Origin of the sequence: Nitrobacter vulgaris, from assembly GCF_031453995.1 — a bacterium.
Taxonomy (GTDB): domain Bacteria; phylum Pseudomonadota; class Alphaproteobacteria; order Rhizobiales; family Xanthobacteraceae; genus Nitrobacter; species Nitrobacter vulgaris.
In genome coordinates this window covers 54,738-71,382 of the sequence record NZ_JAVDPZ010000007.1, presented here as the reverse complement: position 1 = coordinate 71,382, position 16,645 = coordinate 54,738, and the positions used below count along the sequence as shown (strand labels likewise).

The 16,645-nt window shown below is 61.0% G+C and carries 16 protein-coding genes; 11 read left to right on the top strand and 5 right to left on the bottom strand.

Annotated elements, in window-relative coordinates:
• Positions 1-3: 3 nt before the first annotated feature.
• The 10 genes from folK to GGQ85_RS06180 all read left to right on the top strand — a co-directional run bounded on the left by folK (position 4) and on the right by GGQ85_RS06180 (position 10,448).
• Complete coding sequence (gene folK / locus GGQ85_RS06225) at positions 4-495, top strand: 2-amino-4-hydroxy-6-hydroxymethyldihydropteridine diphosphokinase (protein WP_309773807.1); 492 nt, start codon at positions 4-6, stop codon at positions 493-495.
• A 151-nt stretch (positions 496-646) separates the two neighbouring features.
• The gene (locus GGQ85_RS06220; protein ID WP_309773806.1) at positions 647-2,551 is read left to right on the top strand and encodes a methylmalonyl-CoA mutase family protein; all 1,905 of its coding nucleotides are present in this window, start codon (positions 647-649) and stop codon (positions 2,549-2,551) included.
• Entirely contained in the window at positions 2,536-3,000 is a 465-nt protein-coding gene (locus GGQ85_RS06215; protein WP_079447276.1) for a GFA family protein, read from the top strand. The genes GGQ85_RS06220 and GGQ85_RS06215 overlap by 16 nt, the downstream gene beginning before the upstream one ends.
• A 6-nt stretch (positions 3,001-3,006) precedes the next feature.
• A complete protein-coding gene (scpA, locus tag GGQ85_RS06210) occupies positions 3,007-5,172 on the top strand; it encodes a methylmalonyl-CoA mutase (RefSeq protein WP_309773805.1) in 2,166 nt (721 codons plus the stop codon).
• Between the two features lie 37 nt (positions 5,173-5,209).
• Positions 5,210-5,515 (top strand): nucleotidyltransferase family protein, encoded by a 306-nt coding sequence (locus GGQ85_RS06205; protein ID WP_079447277.1) that lies wholly within the window; start codon positions 5,210-5,212, stop codon positions 5,513-5,515.
• Complete coding sequence (locus GGQ85_RS06200; RefSeq protein WP_309773804.1) at positions 5,508-5,906, top strand: HepT-like ribonuclease domain-containing protein; 399 nt, start codon at positions 5,508-5,510, stop codon at positions 5,904-5,906. Before GGQ85_RS06205 ends, GGQ85_RS06200 begins: the two co-directional genes overlap by 8 nt.
• Before the next feature lie 9 nt (positions 5,907-5,915).
• Entirely contained in the window at positions 5,916-6,896 is a 981-nt protein-coding gene (gene meaB / locus GGQ85_RS06195) for a methylmalonyl Co-A mutase-associated GTPase MeaB (RefSeq protein ID WP_309773803.1), read from the top strand.
• Positions 6,897-6,951: 55 nt separating this feature from the next.
• Positions 6,952-7,587 carry a pyroglutamyl-peptidase I gene (locus GGQ85_RS06190; protein WP_309773802.1) on the top strand — a complete coding sequence of 212 codons (636 nt, stop codon included), beginning with the start codon at positions 6,952-6,954 and terminating at the stop codon, positions 7,585-7,587.
• Positions 7,588-7,704: 117 nt separating this feature from the next.
• A complete protein-coding gene (locus GGQ85_RS06185; protein ID WP_309773801.1) occupies positions 7,705-8,967 on the top strand; it encodes a multidrug effflux MFS transporter in 1,263 nt (420 codons plus the stop codon).
• 113 nt (positions 8,968-9,080) lie between these two features.
• Complete coding sequence (locus GGQ85_RS06180) at positions 9,081-10,448, top strand: TIGR03808 family TAT-translocated repetitive protein (RefSeq protein WP_309773800.1); 1,368 nt, start codon at positions 9,081-9,083, stop codon at positions 10,446-10,448.
• A gap of 105 nt (positions 10,449-10,553) precedes the next feature.
• Here the strand turns inward: GGQ85_RS06180 and GGQ85_RS06175 are convergent, their stop codons facing one another.
• The 5 genes from GGQ85_RS06175 to GGQ85_RS06155 form a co-directional block, all read right to left on the bottom strand.
• Positions 10,554-10,952 carry a TIGR03809 family protein gene (locus GGQ85_RS06175; protein ID WP_309773799.1) on the bottom strand — a complete coding sequence of 133 codons (399 nt, stop codon included), beginning with the start codon at positions 10,950-10,952 and terminating at the stop codon, positions 10,554-10,556.
• 311 nt (positions 10,953-11,263) lie between these two features.
• Positions 11,264-11,467: a CsbD family protein gene (locus GGQ85_RS06170; RefSeq protein WP_079447284.1), complete on the bottom strand. Its 204-nt coding sequence runs from the start codon at positions 11,465-11,467 to the stop codon at positions 11,264-11,266.
• 380 nt (positions 11,468-11,847) lie between these two features.
• Complete coding sequence (locus GGQ85_RS06165) at positions 11,848-13,704, bottom strand: S8 family serine peptidase (RefSeq protein ID WP_309773798.1); 1,857 nt, start codon at positions 13,702-13,704, stop codon at positions 11,848-11,850.
• A gap of 60 nt (positions 13,705-13,764) precedes the next feature.
• A complete protein-coding gene (locus GGQ85_RS06160) occupies positions 13,765-14,457 on the bottom strand; it encodes a hypothetical protein (protein ID WP_309773797.1) in 693 nt (230 codons plus the stop codon).
• The gene (locus GGQ85_RS06155) at positions 14,454-15,023 is read right to left on the bottom strand and encodes a sigma-70 family RNA polymerase sigma factor (RefSeq protein ID WP_079447286.1); all 570 of its coding nucleotides are present in this window, start codon (positions 15,021-15,023) and stop codon (positions 14,454-14,456) included. Before GGQ85_RS06155 ends, GGQ85_RS06160 begins: the two co-directional genes overlap by 4 nt.
• Before the next feature lie 368 nt (positions 15,024-15,391).
• On the opposite strand from GGQ85_RS06155, the gene GGQ85_RS06150 reads away from it, so the two are divergent.
• Entirely contained in the window at positions 15,392-16,501 is a 1,110-nt protein-coding gene (locus GGQ85_RS06150) for a DUF2336 domain-containing protein (RefSeq protein ID WP_309773796.1), read from the top strand.
• Positions 16,502-16,645 lie beyond the last annotated feature (144 nt).

The window sequence follows — 16,645 nt, the reverse complement described above, 5'->3', positions numbered from 1 at the left end:
GCGATGGCCAGCGTCCTGATCGCACTCGGGGGAAACGTCGGAGACGTGCGGCAGACTTTTCGCAAGGCTATCGCCAACATCTGCGGCATGGCGCAGGCCGAACTTCTTGCCCGTTCGTCCGACTACACCACGCCGCCATGGGGCGACGAGAACCAGGCTCGCTTCGTCAACGCCTGCATCGAGATCGACACCCGCCTCGACCCGCACGCGCTGCTGTTCACGCTGCACAAGATCGAGAAGAAATTCGGTCGCGACCGCGGCACCGAAAAGCGCTGGGGACCGCGCACGCTGGATCTCGATCTGATCGCCTATGACGACGCCATCCTCGACAAACCGGAACTGACGCTGCCACATCCTCGCCTCTTCGAGCGCGCGTTCGTTCTGGTTCCGCTGGCCGAAATCGCGCCGGACCGCGTGATTGCAGGGCGAACGGCGGCCAAGGCGCTGGCCAACATATCCACCGCCGGAATCGAGTGCCTCCCCGACCTCCACTGACCGATCCGCAACGACCGTTTGGCTTGTCAGCCGCCGCGTGGCATTTTGAAAACCCGGAGCATTTTCGCTTCTGATTGAGGCGTTTCTTCACGCGAACCGGTATCCACTTCGCTCGAAAACGCTGTAGATTTTCCCGGAAACGAGCGCACGAATGCCCGCTGCTTCCGACGAGTTTATGAATCCGCCGCTGGCAGCCGATTTCGCGCCGGCTACAGTAGCCGACTGGCGCAAGCTGGTCGATGACGTGCTGAAGGGCACCCCCTTCGAGAAGCTGGTTGGAAAGACCTATGACGGTCTCAGGATCGAACCGATCTATACCCGGGCGAAAGGCGCGTCAGCGATTGGCGGCCGTGCGGCGGCGGCACCATGGCAGATCATGCAGCGGATCGATCATCCCGATCCCGCACAGGCCAACGCACAGGCGCTGCATGACCTCGACAACGGCGCTGGCGGCCTGACGCTGGTGTTCGCGGGCGCCAACGGCGCGCGTGGCTTCGGACTGCCGCCGACCGCAGAAGCCGTTGCCAAAGTGCTGGACGGTGTTTTTCTCGATGCAGGCATCTCCATGGAGTTGCAGATCGGCCCGCAATCGCGCGCGGTCGCATTCCAAATCGCCGACTACATCGGATCGAAGGGAATTAGTCCGACCACTTGCGATATCCGCTTTGGTTTCGATCCGCTTGGCGCCTGCGCGACATCCGGATCGAGCACGGGCGCGTGGGTTGAGATCGTTCCGGCGGTGACGGATGCCGCTAAGGTGCTCGCCGACAGGGGCTTCAAGGGGCCATTCTTTGTCGCCGATGGCCGTGTGATCCACGACGCCGGCGGATCGGAAGCTCAGGAGCTTGCCTTCGTCCTGGCGGCGGCGGTGGCCTATCTTCGGGCTCTTGAAAGCGCCGGCATTGCCCTCGATGAAGCGCGCTGCCTGATCTACGCTCGGCTCAGCGCCGATGCCGACCAGCTCCTGACTCTGGCCAAATTCCGCGCGCTACGGCTCCTGTGGGCGCGGGTCGAGCAGGCTTGCGGTCTCATGCCAAAGCCCTTGCTCATCGCCGCTGAAACCGCATGGCGGATGCTGACCCGGCGCGACCCTTACGTGAATATGCTGCGTGCCACGGTCGCAACATTTTCGGCGGGTCTCGGCGGCGCTGACAGCGTCTGTGTGCTCCCGCATACGCAAGCACTCGGCTTGCCCGATGACTTCGCGCGACGTATAGCGCGAAACACGCAACTCATCCTGCTAGAGGAAGCTAGCCTCGCCAAAGTCGCAGATTCGGCGGCAGGCTCGGGCGGCATCGAAGCCTTGACGCAGCAGCTTTGTCAGAAGAGCTGGGCGCTGTTTCAGGACATTGAGAAAGCCGGCGGAGGTTTCGCCGCACTTGAACAGAACCTGATCCAGCGCAGCGTTGCCATGACGCGCGCTGCACGCGAAATGAACGTCGCAAAACGGCGCGACGTGCTCACCGGCACCAGCGAATTTCCTAACCTGCATGAGAAGCCGGCCGACGTGCTCGACCTCAGGCCGGTCACGCCCGAGCCTTGCGGCAAGGCAGGGATTATCTTCGAGGCGCTGGCGCCGATGCGGCTCGCTGTCCCCTTCGAAAAGCTGCGCGACCGTTCCGACGATTGGCTCAAGGCCACCGGCGCGCGGCCGAAAATCTTCCTCGCCACTCTCGGCGCCCCTGCCGACTTCGCCGCCCGCGTGACCTTCGCCCGGAGCTTCTTCGAGGCCGGCGGCATCGAGGCGGTCGATTCAGGGTTGGCGGGTAACGGAGGGAACGCAAAAGATCCGCTCGCCGAAGCCTTCAAGGTGTCTGGAGCCCAAATGGTCTGCCTGTGCTCCTCGGATCAGGTCTATGCTGAACAGGCTGCTCTCGCGGTGCAGGCCTTTCATGCCGCAGGTGCAAGCCATATCTATCTGGTGGGCCAACCAAACGAGCTGGAACCCGCCTTGCGCCAGGCAGGCGTGTTCGATTTCATCTTCGCGGGGACCAATGCGTTGGCGGCGCTGAACGACGTCTGGCAGCGACTGGAGCGATCATGGCCGAGAAGATGAAACCGTCACAGACCGGCGGATGCCAGTGTGGCGCCATCCGCTTCGCGCTGACGGCCCCCCCGGTGCGCATCAGCATTTGTCACTGCCGCATGTGCCAGAAAGCCGCCGGCGCGCCATTTGCGTCTTTTGCCGAGATCCCGCGCGAGAACTTTCGCTGGACCAAGAGTACTCCGGCGACGTTTCGATCATCCTCCATCGCGGAGCGTGCTTTCTGCGCCGCCTGCGGCACACCGTTGGGTTTCAGCCGCATCGGCGGTCCTTGCATCGAGATCATGACCGGCGCATTCGACCGCCCCGACCTGCTGATGCCAACCGGGCAATACGGAACGGAGTCCCGGCTCGGCTGGATTGCGACCATCGTCAACCTGCCGAGCCATACCACGACCGAAAATTACGGACCGGAAAAGATGGCGACCATCATCAGCCACCAACATCCGGACCAAGACTGAATAATGATGACCCGCATCCCCAATTTCGCCGACGTCGCGTTCGCGCCGGTTACGCCTCTTGTCGCTGGCAGCTTCGAACCATCTCCGGAATTCTGGCCGACCCCAGAAGGCATCCCGGTCAAACCGAGCTACAGCGAAGCCGATCTTGTCGGTATCGACTTTCTTGACACATGGCCCGGCATCGCGCCTTACCTGCGCGGCCCCTACCCGACCATGTACGTCAACCAGCCCTGGACCATCAGGCAGTATGCCGGGTTCTCGACGGCGGAGGATTCCAACGCCTTCTATCGCCGCAATCTTGCCGCCGGCCAAAAGGGGCTGTCGGTTGCATTCGACCTCGCCACCCACCGCGGCTACGACTCGGATCATCCTCGCGTTTCGGGCGACGTCGGCATGGCGGGCGTGGCGATCGATTCCATCTACGACATGCGCACACTGTTCGCCGGCATCCCGCTCGACCGGATAAGCGTGTCGATGACCATGAACGGCGCAGTGCTGCCGATTCTCGCGCTGTTCGTTGTAGCTGCCGAAGAACAGGGCGTGCCGGCGGAAAAACTCTCGGGCACCATTCAAAACGACATCCTCAAAGAATTCATGGTGCGCAACACCTATATCTATCCGCCCGCGCCCTCGATGCGGATCGTCTCCGACATCTTCGCTTACGCTTCAAAAAAGATGCCGAAGTACAATTCGATTTCGGTCTCCGGCTACCACATGCAGGAAGCAGGCGCGACGCAGGATCTCGAGCTCGCCTATACGCTCGCCGACGGCGTCGAGTATGTCCGGGCGGGCCTCAAGGCCGGCCTTGACATCGACCGGTTCGCGCCGCGGCTGTCGTTCTTCTGGGCGACCGGCATGAACTTCTTCATGGAAGTCGCCAAGATGCGCGCCGCGCGGCTGTTGTGGGCCAAGCTCATGAAGCCGTTCAATCCGAAAGATGCGCGCTCGCTCTCCTTGCGCACCCATTGCCAGACCTCCGGCTGGTCGCTGACCGCGCAGGATGTCTTAAACAACGTGATCCGCACCGCGGTCGAAGCGATGGCGGCGACGCAAGGTCACACCCAGTCGCTGCACACCAACGCACTCGACGAAGCCCTGGCCCTGCCGACCGACTTCTCCGCGCGCATCGCCCGCAACACCCAACTTTTCCTGCAGCAGGAGAGCGGCACCACACGCATCGTCGATCCCTGGGGGGGCTCGTATTACGTCGAACGGCTCACGCATGATCTCGCAATGAAGGCCTGGGGCCACATTCGCGAAGTCGAGGAACTCGGCGGCATGGCAAAGGCGATAGAGGCCGGCGTGCCAAAGCTACGCATCGAGGAAGCGGCCGCCAGGACGCAAGCCAGAATCGATACCGGAAAGCAGGTCGTGATTGGCGTCAACAAGTACAAGCCCGAACACGAGACGCCAATCGACGTGCTCAGGATCGACAACTCGACGGTGCGGGGCTTGCAGATCGAGAAGCTGAAACGGTTGCGCAGCGAGCGCAGGCAGGAGGATGTCGATGCCGCGCTCGCGGCGCTGACGCGCTCGGCCGGCGAAGGCAACGGCAACCTGCTGGCGCTCGCCATCGACGCGGCGCGCGCCAAGGCAACCGTCGGCGAAATTTCCGACGCGATGGAGAAGGTGTTCGGCCGGCATCGCGCCGAAATCCGGTCCATCGCCGGGGTCTACAAGCGCGAGGCTGTCGCCATGTCCGACAAGGTTTCAAAGGTGCAGGCGCTCATCGACGCCTTCGATGAGGCCGAGGGACGCCGCCCGCGCATCCTCGTCGCCAAGATCGGCCAGGACGGCCACGATCGCGGCCAGAAAGTAATCGCTTCCGCGTTCGCCGACATCGGCTTCGACGTCGATATCGGACCGTTGTTTGCGACAGCGGAAGAAGCCGCGCGGCAGGCGGTCGAAAACGACGTGCACATTCTCGGCGTGTCCTCGCTCGCTGCCGCTCACTTGACGACAGTTCCGGAATTGAAGGCCGCACTGAAAAAGCAGGGCCGCGACGACATCATGATCATCGTCGGCGGCGTGGTGCCGCCGCAGGATTACGATGCGCTCTACCAGGCCGGCGCGGAGGCTATCTTCCCACCCGGAACGGTGATCGCGGACGCCGCCGAAGACCTTATCCGCAAGCTCACCGAGAAGCTCGGCCATAGCGCGGCGACGGAGTGAAGGAGACGATTCAACGGAATCGTGATAAACGAGTGGAATGATCGATCGCGAAGAAATTATCCTTAGCCTAAGAAGGCTTCAACCACGGCTCCGGGAGCGTGGGATAAGCCGCCTAGCGATCTTCGGTTCACGTGCACGAGGCAACCCCAGGCCCGATAGCGATCTTGACGTTCTCGTCGATATCAAACCCGAGACGAAGTTTTCGTTAATCGATCTTGTCGGTATATCGCATATCATCGGCGATGAACTCGGCCTCTCCGCAAATATGTTTATGCGGCGCAGCTTAGAGCCCGGACTGGCAAATACCATTCGACCGGAAATCATTGAGGTATTCAATGACTGACCGGACTTATTGGCGCCTGATGGATATGAAGAATGCAATTCTGGAAATCAGGAAGCTGTTAATCGACAAGACTCCCGATGCTGTCGCCACAGATATGGCAACACGTGCAGCATTCGAACGATTCCTTGAAATACTCAGCGAGGCATCGCGTCACATTCCCGAAAACTGGAAGAGTGAACACCGGGATATTCCGTGGCGGCAAGTTGCTGATCTCGGCAACTTTATCCGCCATGTCTATCATCGAATAGACCTCGACGTTTTATGGGCGATTTACACAGACGATCTTGATTCGTTGGAGCGCGTAGTGGATTTCTCCTCCATCGTGCGAAACCGGATGTTTGAAATGTTGCCGCACCGACGCATTCCCAATCGCTTCATACCGGGCGAATAGACTCGCGGGATGAACGTAGCCGGAAATCCCGAGCTCCTCGCCGCCAACATCCGCGCCGGCAATCGCGCAGCGCTGGCGCGTGCCATCACCCTGATCGAAAGCCGCCGCGCCGATCACGAGGCCACCGCGCGCGAACTGGTGCAGGAACTTCTGCCAGCGACCGGCAATGCCCTTCGCGTCGGCATCACTGGCTCACCCGGCGTCGGCAAATCCACCACCATTGACGCGCTCGGCATGGACCTGATCGCGCGTGGCCACCGGATCGCGGTGCTGGCGGTTGATCCGTCCTCGGTGCGCAGCGGGGGCTCGATTTTGGGCGACAAGACACGGATGGCGCGACTGGCGGCATGCGAGGCGGCCTACATCCGGCCCTCGCCTGCCGCGGGAACGCTAGGGGGTGTTGCGGCGAGGACGCGCGAAGCGATGCTTTTGTGCGAAGCGGCGGGCTTCGACGTGATCCTGGTGGAGACGGTGGGAATCGGACAGTCCGAAACCGCCGTGTACGACATGACGGATTTCTTCCTCGCTTTGATGCTGCCCGGCGCCGGCGACGAATTGCAAGGCATCAAGAAGGGCATTGTTGAGCTCGCCGATATGATCGCGATCAACAAGGCCGACGGCGATAATCTGCCGCGCGCCAATGCCGCGGCCGCGTCCTACCGTTCCGCGCTAAAAATTCTCGCGCCCCGCTCGCAGCATTGGTCTCCGCCGGTCGTGACGTACTCGGGGCTGACCGGATCAGGCATCCCGGAGCTGTGGCAGACAATCGTCGAGCACCGCGCCGCGATGAACGCGTCCGGCGAGTTCACGCAGCGGCGCAGCCTGCAACAGGTGAAGTGGATGTGGTCGATGTTCGAGGATCGCATGACGGCGCGCCTGCGCAACGATCCTTCGATGCGCGCAAAAGTGAAGGCGACCGAGACCGCGGTCGCCGAAGGTCGTCTCACGCCGGGACTGGGGGCGAGTCAGATCGCGGAACTGCTGAGATGACGGATTACCCTCTCCCGCAGGGAAGAGGGAAAAGAGCAAATGGACCCAGTTTGGAATGAGCAAAGGTCTCCGCATCCTCATCACCGGCTTCGGCCCGTTTCCTGGCGCGCCGTTCAACCCAACACCACCGCTGGTCGAACGACTCGCAAAGCTGCGTCGACCCGCGCTGAGCGACGTCACGATCACGACCGACGTCTTTGATGTCGCATACGCCACGGTGGATCTTGAACTGCCGCAGCTTCTTGCAACGCATCGTCCGCACGCGCTCTTGATGTTCGGCCTTGCGGCGCGCACACCCTGGCTGCGGATCGAAACCCGCGCGCGAAACGCGATAACCACGATCTGGCCGGACCGGCGCGGAGCGCGGGTTCGTAAGGGCTCGATCGCAGGCACGGCGAATGCGCGTGCGTTCGGACCGCATGTTTTCAGGCTGCTGCGCGCGGCACGCCTGACCGGCATCGACGCCCGCGCCTCGCGCGATGCCGGCAGCTATGTTTGCAATTACCTCTGCTGGCGCGCCATCGAGGCCGCCGATCATCAAACGGGACCGCGCCTCGCTGCATTCATTCATGTTCCACCGCTGAGGCGCGACGGCTCGGCTCGCATCCCCGGCGGCATTACGCTGGAGCATCTGGCCGATGCCGGCGAGGCTATATTGCTGGAGCTAGTGAAGGAGGTACGCCGCGCGTAAATCTCGAAAACTCATGGTCCCCTGCGTTCGGCGATGGACAGCCATGTCCGAAACAGGCATTGTGCAGCGCAACAGCGGCATCGATATGGCTGCTTACCGATCTCCCGAGACAAATCGATGACCGACACCGATATGGACGGGTGGGTATCACAAGCCCATCAGCCGAGAGGGTTTCCTGAGTTTGTCGCCCTCGTCGCCTGCATCATGGCGCTCAACCCAATTGCGACAGACATGATGTTGCCGGCGATGCCGGACGTCGGCAATGCCTATGGGATCGCCAATCCCAACCACGTCCAGGCCGTGATCTCGGTGTATCTGGCCGGCTTCGGCGCAGGCCAGTTCATCATGGGGCCGCTGTCTGACCGGTTCGGCCGCCGTCCGATCCTGATCGGTGGAATGCTGCTCTACAGCGCCGCGGGCCTGTTGTCGGTGATCGCATCCTCGTTTGAAATGATGCTGCTGGCGCGGGTGCTGCAGGGGGTTGGAAGTTCGGCCGCCCGCGTCATCGCCACCTCGATCGTGCGCGACTGCTACGCTGGACGGCGCATGGCGAGCGTGATGTCGCTGGCGATGATGATTTTCATCTCGGTGCCCATCCTTGCGCCGTCACTCGGTCAAGCGATTCTGCTGTTCGCAGAGTGGCGCGGCATCTTCGTGGTGCTGACCGCCTACGGTTTGCTCGCCCTGGCGTGGTGCGCAATCCGATTGCCGGAGACCCTGCCGGCCGCGGGACGCAAGCCGCTGACCGCTGCAAGCGTGTTCGACGCATTCCGCCAGACTGTCACCAACCGGCAGACCATTGGATATGCACTCGCCGCCGGCGGCATCCAGAGCGTGTTGTTCGCCTATGTGTTCTGCTCACAGCAGATCTTCACCGGAATCTACGGTCTCGGCGACTCTTTTCCGCTCGCCTTCGCCGCCATCGCCACCGGCCTTGCCGCGGCGGGTTTCCTGAATGCGCGCGTTGTCGGCCGGTTCGGCATGCGGGTGATCTCGCACGGCGCTCTGACGGGATCGGTGGTGATCGCAGCGCTGACGCTGCTCACCGCGTGGCAGGGCTGGCTGTCGTTTCCGATCTATATGATGTTCGCGATCGGCACGATGTTTGCTTTCGGGCTGATGTTCTCGAACTTCACCGCGCTCGCGATGGAACCGCAAGGCCATATCGCGGGAACCGCATCATCCCTGTTCGGCTCGATCACAACGTTGTTAGGCAGCGGCGTCGGCGCCCTGATCGGGCAGGATTTCAACGGCACCATGCTGCCGTTCGCGACCGGCGCTTTCCTTTGCACAATCGCCGCTTTCGTCGTGGTCGTCGTCGTCGAGCGCGGACGATTGTTCGTGCCGCACAATCCAATGGTCCCGACGCCACCGCATTAACCCTGTCGCCAACAATCGCTCACCTTCGGCGTCACACGCCAGCCGTCATCCCCATTTTCCGGGTTACATCCAGACGTAAGGCGTTTGCTTTGGCTTCAGAGGATCAATAATCCATGGATATCGATCGCCGCCATATCCTCGGAGCTTCCGCCGCAGGCGTCGCCGGTGCAGTGGCGATGCCGGCGGATGCAGTCCGTGCGGCTCCGCTGACATCGACGCTCGGGCGCGACGCCACTCATTATGGCGTACGGCCCAACGCAACCGGCGACCAGACCCGCGCGCTGCAACGGGCGATCGATGAGGCGACCCGCGCCAACGCGCCGCTCGCGCTGCCCCCCGGCGTCTACCGCACCGGACCGCTGCAACTTGCCAAAGGCTCGCAACTCATCGGCGTGCGCGGCGCGACCACACTGATGTTCACAGGCGGCGCTTCGCTGCTGGCAGCCGAGGGTGCCGACCACATCGGTCTTAGCAACCTCACCCTTGATGGAGACGGCATTCCCCTCCCCGGGCGGCGCGGCTTGATCCATTGCCTTGGCGGGCGCGATGTCCGGATTCTGGATTGCGCAATCACAGGCAGCGGCGGCAACGGCATCTGGCTCGAAAATGTCGCCGGTGAGATGAGCGGCAATGTCATCGATAAAATTGAAACGACGGGGATTGTCTCCTTCGACGCGCTCGGGCTGACGATCGCGCGCAACACCATTCTCGGGACAAAAGACAACGGCATCGAGATCCTGCGCACGGCCATCGGCGACGACGGTTCGATCGTCACCGGCAACCGGATCGAAAACATCAAGGCCGGCCAAGGCGGCTCCGGCCAATACGGCAACGCCATCAACGCGTTTCGCGCCGGCAACGTCATCATCAGCGGCAATCGCATCAGCGACTGCGATTACTCCGCCGTGCGCGGCAACTCGGCCTCAAACATCCAGATCACCGGCAACAGCATCAGCGGCGTGCGCGAGGTGGCGTTGTATTCCGAATTCGCCTTCGAGGGCGCCGTGATCGCCAACAACACCGTGGACGGTGCGGCGGTCGGCGTCTCCGTCTGCAACTTCAATGAGGGCGGACGGCTTGCGGTCGTTCAGGGCAACATCATCCGCAACCTGTTGCCGAAGCGTCCGATCGGCACCGCCCCTGACGACGATGCCGGCATCGGCATTTACGTCGAGGCGGATACGTCAGTGACCGGAAACGTCATCGAGAACGCGCCGTCGTTCGGCATCATGGCAGGCTGGGGCAAATATCTTCGCGATGTCGCGATCACAGGCAACGTGATCCGTAAAACCTTCATTGGCATCGGAGTCTCGGTCGCGGACGGCGCTGGTACCGCGCTGGTCAACACCAATGTGATTTCAGACGCGCCGCGCGGCGCGGTGGTGGGGCTTGACCACGCCAAGCCCGTGACGCCGGACCTCGCAGCCAATGGCGCTGCGAAATACGCGCAGATCGTTATCGGCGCCAACGCGGTGCGTTGAAATCGAGATGGCAAGCGAAGCGGTGATGGCAACGATTCAAGCCACACATGCCTCGGCAAGTCACCTCAGAGCCCCGCTTCTAATTCCAACAGAAACGGAAAGGCTCTAGGCCGCTTTTCCAGCCGGCACATCGTTGTTCGCTCGAAGCATCGAGTCGTCTTGGGATCCGGCAATCGCCAGCGCTGCATGCGGCACCGCAGCTCCAGCCGGCACGGTGTCACCCTGAATAGCGGGAGAGTCCGAGGGTCGATTGAGCCACGACCAGTCGACTGCGCGATTGTCCGGCATGGCTTCACGCCGCGCCAGCATTCGCCAGACTTCGACGACGGTCTTTGCCTCCCGCAGGTTTTCCATGAAAGCATTTTCGGAATGGTAACGTCGCCACCTGCCGCTTTCATAAAGCTCGATCAGAAAATCGAGCCGCTGTTCGGCAAGTACACACCAGCGATTGAGGACATCTTGAGCGTGGTCGGGCGTACGCCCGGCATCGTATCGTTGAGTCATTGGGGGACAGTCCGCAGGGAGGGAAACGGACGCAGACGCAACGAACGAATCATTCAAGCTTGCGGGATATTCTGTGGAAAACCTGCGCGAAGTCCAGTGCTTTGTGGCGTGAATATGACGCCATTGTGGAAGCAGTCCACAGGACGGGTGTTACAGGCGGCCTCGCAAACGGCAAGGAGATGCTGCGTGGCGGGATCACAAACGTACGATCGAAACAAACTATGCTCGCTCCGGCGATGAATGGCACGCTGCCGACCTACGCCGAAACGCTAATCACAATAAAAAGCCCCGCCTTTTGGCGGGGCTGAGGATCACCACTTCTGGCGACCGTACCAATCATCGATTTCTTTCTTCGCTTGGTCCTTCTGGTAACCGTAGCGTTCCTGAATTTTGCCCTCAAGCTGTTCGCGCCTCCCACCGATGACATCAAGATCATCATCGGTCAGCTTACCCCATTGCTCCTTGACCGCACCTTTGAGTTGCTTCCAGCTTCCTTCGACACGGTTCCAATCCATCGCAAATCTCCTGTTGTTGCGGGGTTGAAACGCGGAAACAACTCGGTTGTTCCTATGTGTCTTTTGTGCATAGGAGCGCAGAACAAACGCAGGCACATCAAAAGGACACAGAAATGAGAAGACCCGCCCGGGGGGACAACCGGGCGGGTCAAGCCATATGGGCGCTGGGGTGGATGGGCGCTCGCGCCTAATATAGCCTCAGGGGAGTTTGGCCTCCCACACTCATTCTGTCGTCGAGTCCCCTGAAAACGTTCAAGGAAGACAGAAACTTTTTTAACGATCTGGAAAGACTCTGATGAATCGGAAGCAGAGCTTTATGATTTTGATTTGACGCGTGTTCTTCACGCGAACCAGCATTCACTTCGCTCAAAACGCTCTAGCTATTTCGCGGGCAAATCAGTGCCGCCTGGATTCGTACTCACCGGCGCTGGCTGCGGTTCGCTTGAAGGCGCGGCCTCACTGGTCGTCACAGGAACAGCACTGGATGCGGCAGGCACCGGATCAGACACGGCCGTGACGGGCGCGGTTTTGTCAGCGGTCGGAACCGCGTTTTCCGGAACAGCTTGCACAGCGCGACACGCATCCGCCTCGCCGGCACCGAACAGATCGTCACGGCCAGGCACACCGAGATCGCGCGCGCTTGTCGTCAGAATGGCGCGGACTTCGGCGGGTGTCAGCGTTGGACGACGCTCCAGAACCAGTGCAGCGAGACCACTGATGTAAGCTGCGGAGAACGAAGTCCCCGACGTCATCTGATATTTGCCGTTCGGTGCAGGAAGAAAAATATCAACGCCGGGAGCAGCGACTGCAACGTGGCTGCCACGATTGGAGGCCGCGAACAGCCGGTCGTCGGCGTCGGTCGCGCTCACCGCGATCACCTGCGCGTCGGCGGCCGGATGGAGCGGCGGCGATTTCGGACCAGCATTACCGCTCGCGGCCACCATGACGATGCTTTTCGCCGCGGCCGCAGCAATGCCGCGCGAGACCAGCGCATCCTTCGGACCAGCAAAACTCATGTTGATGATCTGCGCACCATGAGCCGCCGCGTAGTCGAGACTCTTGAGGATGGTGAACGAGGCGCTCTCGGCCGTGCCCTGCGTCACACCGAAGGCACGGATCGCGAGAATCTTGGCGGACGGAGCGCTCCCCATCAGCCGCGCGTGGGCGACGATCGCACCGGCAATACCGGTGCCGTGCACGTGCGGCTCGCTTTTGCTGTCGAGTGCATCGAAACTCGCCGCTATCGAACCGGCGAGTTCAGGATGATCCGCATCGATTGCGGAATCGATCACCGCTACAATGACGCCGTTGCCGTGTGCCAACCCATGCGCTTCCGGTAGCCGTAGCTTTGCCAGCGCATACTGCGCAGGATCGCCTTCGGTCACCACCACCGTCTTCTGATCCTGGAGAATATAGCGGAAATTTGGCTGCGCCGAACGCACGGCCGCATCGGCGCGCAGTTCACGTTGCACATCTTCGACCGGCCGGCGGCCGACGATGCGGAACAGACTGAGCGTACTGCCCGTCAGCAAAAAATTCTGAGAAAAGACACGCTGCAACCGATGCCGCCGCGCCAGAGCAGTGAGTTGCGCATCCGGCATCGCGGCCGTCTCAGCAACAATCTCGCCGGGCAGATAGTTGCGCGTCACTGCGGCCTGCCTCGCATTGCGGCGAGGCCCGCCGTTCTGATCCTGGGCCGGCGGACCATTGCCTCCGAGGTCGGCCACGAACGGACGGCCGTTGCAGTCGCCGCTCATCGCGCCATTGCCGCCTGAGCAAACCGGAAATGTATTAGGCGCATAGCGAATAAAGGAAATTCCTGACGCCGTGATCCCGATGACTGGCTTTCGCGGTTTCTGTTCACGGACAACTGTTTTGCGGGGCTGGGGCCGCGATGGCCGGCCGTTCACACTGCCGTCGCGCTCGATGGCACGGTAAGGTGCTTCGACATAAGGTGCTCTGCTGGAAGTCCCGATGGCACCGAGCATTAGCCCGTAACCCAAGCCCAAGCCCAGGCCGGAGCCTAGCCCCATGCCGCGCGGTCCGCCACCCGGCGAGGGCATCGGCGCGCGCCCTTGCGTACCGAAGCCCGGAGAGCCCCTGGATCCTTGCATATAACCTTGCGCATGTGCCGTCGAAGCATCGCATGCGATCCAGCACAAACTTGTCAGGGCAAAGAGCGCGGCGCTCCATTTCGTTATGCCCGTCATGCGCTGGCGCATCGCACTGTGCTCCATTGTGGCTCCCCTGGCGCCGCAAAGCGGAAACCGAGTGCGGTCAGAAAAAGTTCACGTCCACTACTCGGCAGGAACCGCCAGATTGACGATCGCTTCGCTCTGGAGCTTGCCCAACAGGCCAGGAAAATCCTTATGCTGATCGAAGCGCAGCTGGAACAGGCCGTTGCGGGACACAGAAACAATCGTGGCCTGGTAGGTGTTCAGGAAAGCACTAATATCGGACATGCGCGCATCCGGCGCGAACCGTACCAACGCCTTCGGTCCCGCTTCTACGGCCAGTCCGCGGGTCAATGGTGCATCCGGCGCGCTGTGAGACGCTGTGCGAAACAATTGGCCGCCATCGTCCTTCGTCAGCATCGCGGCGATCACGCCGGCCTGGAGCACAACCACGAGCGCTCCGACCGCACCGGCCGCCGCCAATGTGCGCGGCGACAGGTCGCTAAAGAACTGCGAAACCCGCGCCCACAGGCCGAGGCGCGCTATCGGAACGCTCAGTGCCGGCTCGGCGTCGATTGCGGCGAACAGTTTTTGCAGCGCGCTTAAAGACGGAGCGCCGAGGCTTTCATTGAGTGAAATGGTTTCAACATATTCATCCCGGATCACCGCATATTGCTTCGCCAAATCGGGATCGCGCGCGAGCGCTTCCTCAACCCGGCGTATGTCACGCGTGCTCAGCGTGCCGGCAGCATGCCACGGTAGCAGCGCCTCGACATCTCCAGGCTCGTCGTCCGTGACCCTCTTCGCCGCTGTCATGGCCAACCTCGTTCGATTCCGGCTGCCTGCAGCAGACCGGCCAGTTTCTTGCGCGCGTAGAACAATCGCGTCTTAACAGTGTTCTCGGGTATCCCGACAATCTCAGCGACCTCTTCCACCGATTTCTCGTGGTAGTAGACGAGATCGACGATCTCTCGGTGCTCGGCTGAAAGCTGCATCAGACACTTGCGGAGCGCGTTTCCCGTATCCTTCTTCTGTACCGTCACCTCCGGATCGTCGGATTGATCCTCGATTTCATTGGCCGTCTCATCATCGAGTTCGGCATCCTTCCTGCGGCGAAGCGCAGAGAGGGCTTTGAATCGCATAATTGCCAGCAACCAGGTGGAGACCGCGGATCGCCCTTCGAATTTGCCGGCCTGACGCCACACATCGAGAAAAACCTCGCTGATAAGGTCTTCGGCGATCTGTTCGTTCCGCACGAGTCTCAGTCCAAAACGAAAGACCCTGACGTGATGACGCCCGTACAGCACCTGCATGGCGAGGCGGTCGCCTTGAGCGATCCTGGCAATTAGAGCTTCATCGGAAGCCGCCTGAGTCGTGCTCACTTGCCGTCTCGTAGAATTGGTCGGGTTTGCGGGGAAGAAGGTTCGAATGGCAAAGTAAAATCTTCTCAAATTACAAGCAATCAGCCGTTCGGCCACGGCTAGGTTGTGCCCGAATCGGCGAAAGGGCAAGCGCCATGGGTATCTGATAAAGAGCAGCGTTTCGCGTAGAACAACCTATCCGAGGCACATCCCGATAAAAAAACACACCAAACTTAAAGGCTTTTCGCCGCAAATTCCCCGCCCAGCTACTCATCGACGGGCCATTTGAATAGTTTGGCTCCGATCGCTCGATTCCGCAGTGGTCTACCGCGGCAGTCATCCTGGATCAGCGCGATCGGAACGTCACTGCAGAACTCTAGGATAGAGCCATGCTTTCCAAATCGCCGGGGTCGGCAAATCTGCTCGAGGAACTCCAGACCGTTCTCACCCATGGCACAATCGCGCGGCGGATCGAAACACTGCAGCGAGTCACCGACCTTTTCCTGAACCACACGGTCGACTATTCCGACGATCAAATCACGCTCTTCGATGACGTTTTTAATTGCTTGATTCAGCACATCGAGAGTTCGGCGAAAGCGCTGCTTGCCAGACGCCTGGCTCCCGTTGCAAAGGCTCCGCCGCAGATCATTCACGTCCTCGCCTTCGACGATCTGATCGAAGTCGCCGCACCCGTGCTGTCGCAATCCGAGCGGCTCAGCGATGATGTGCTTATCGAGAGCGTCCGCAGCAAAAGCCAGGCTCATTTGCTGGCGATCTCCACGCGGAGGGTTTTAAGCGTCGCGGTCACCGATGTTCTGATCGAGCGAGGCAACGACGAAGTCGTCAAAAGCACCGTTAACAATCCGGGCGCTGATTTTTCCGAGCTTGGCTTCACGCAGTTGGTCGAACGCGCCGAAGGCAACGACGACATCGCGACCTGCGTCGGAATGCGGCGGTCGATCCCGCGGCATCACTATTTGAAGCTGATCGCAAAGGCCTCCGCCACGGTGCGGGCGCGTCTCGCGGCGGCTAACCCAGATCTGACAAACGACGTTTCGGTCGTCGTTAGCGAGGTAACGCGGCGAGCACGCTCGGCGCCCGGGACCATCAGCAGGGAAACGACGATCGCACATGGGCTGGTCAGGTCGCTGTACGAAGATGGGCGGTTGGACGAGCAAGAAGTCGCTGCGTTTGCGGAAGCCAGAAAGTTCGATGAAACGAATGCCGCCATTGCCTGTCTCGCCAATGTCTCGATCGCAGACGCCGAAAAAATGATGATCGAATCCCAAACCGAGGGCGTACTTATTCTGGCTAAGGTAGGCGGCCTCTCCTGGGCAACAGTGAAAACCATCATCGACATGCGCCGCGATCTGACTCATGTTGAGATGACGAACATCGATGCCGCGAAGCGGACCTATGAATGTCTGCGCCAGTCCACTGCGCAACAGGTACTGCGCTTTCATCGAACGCAACAAGCGGCCGCTGCGGGCGATGGCTAGAACTAGAGTTGCGTTACTCTTTAGCCGTATCTTCGATACCCGTATCCTTTGATCGAGCATAATCCTTATCCGAAAGCCGGTTTCTTCTTCCGAGATACACGGCTAGCCAGACCGATAACCGGGCGCACCTGCCGCGGGCCCAGA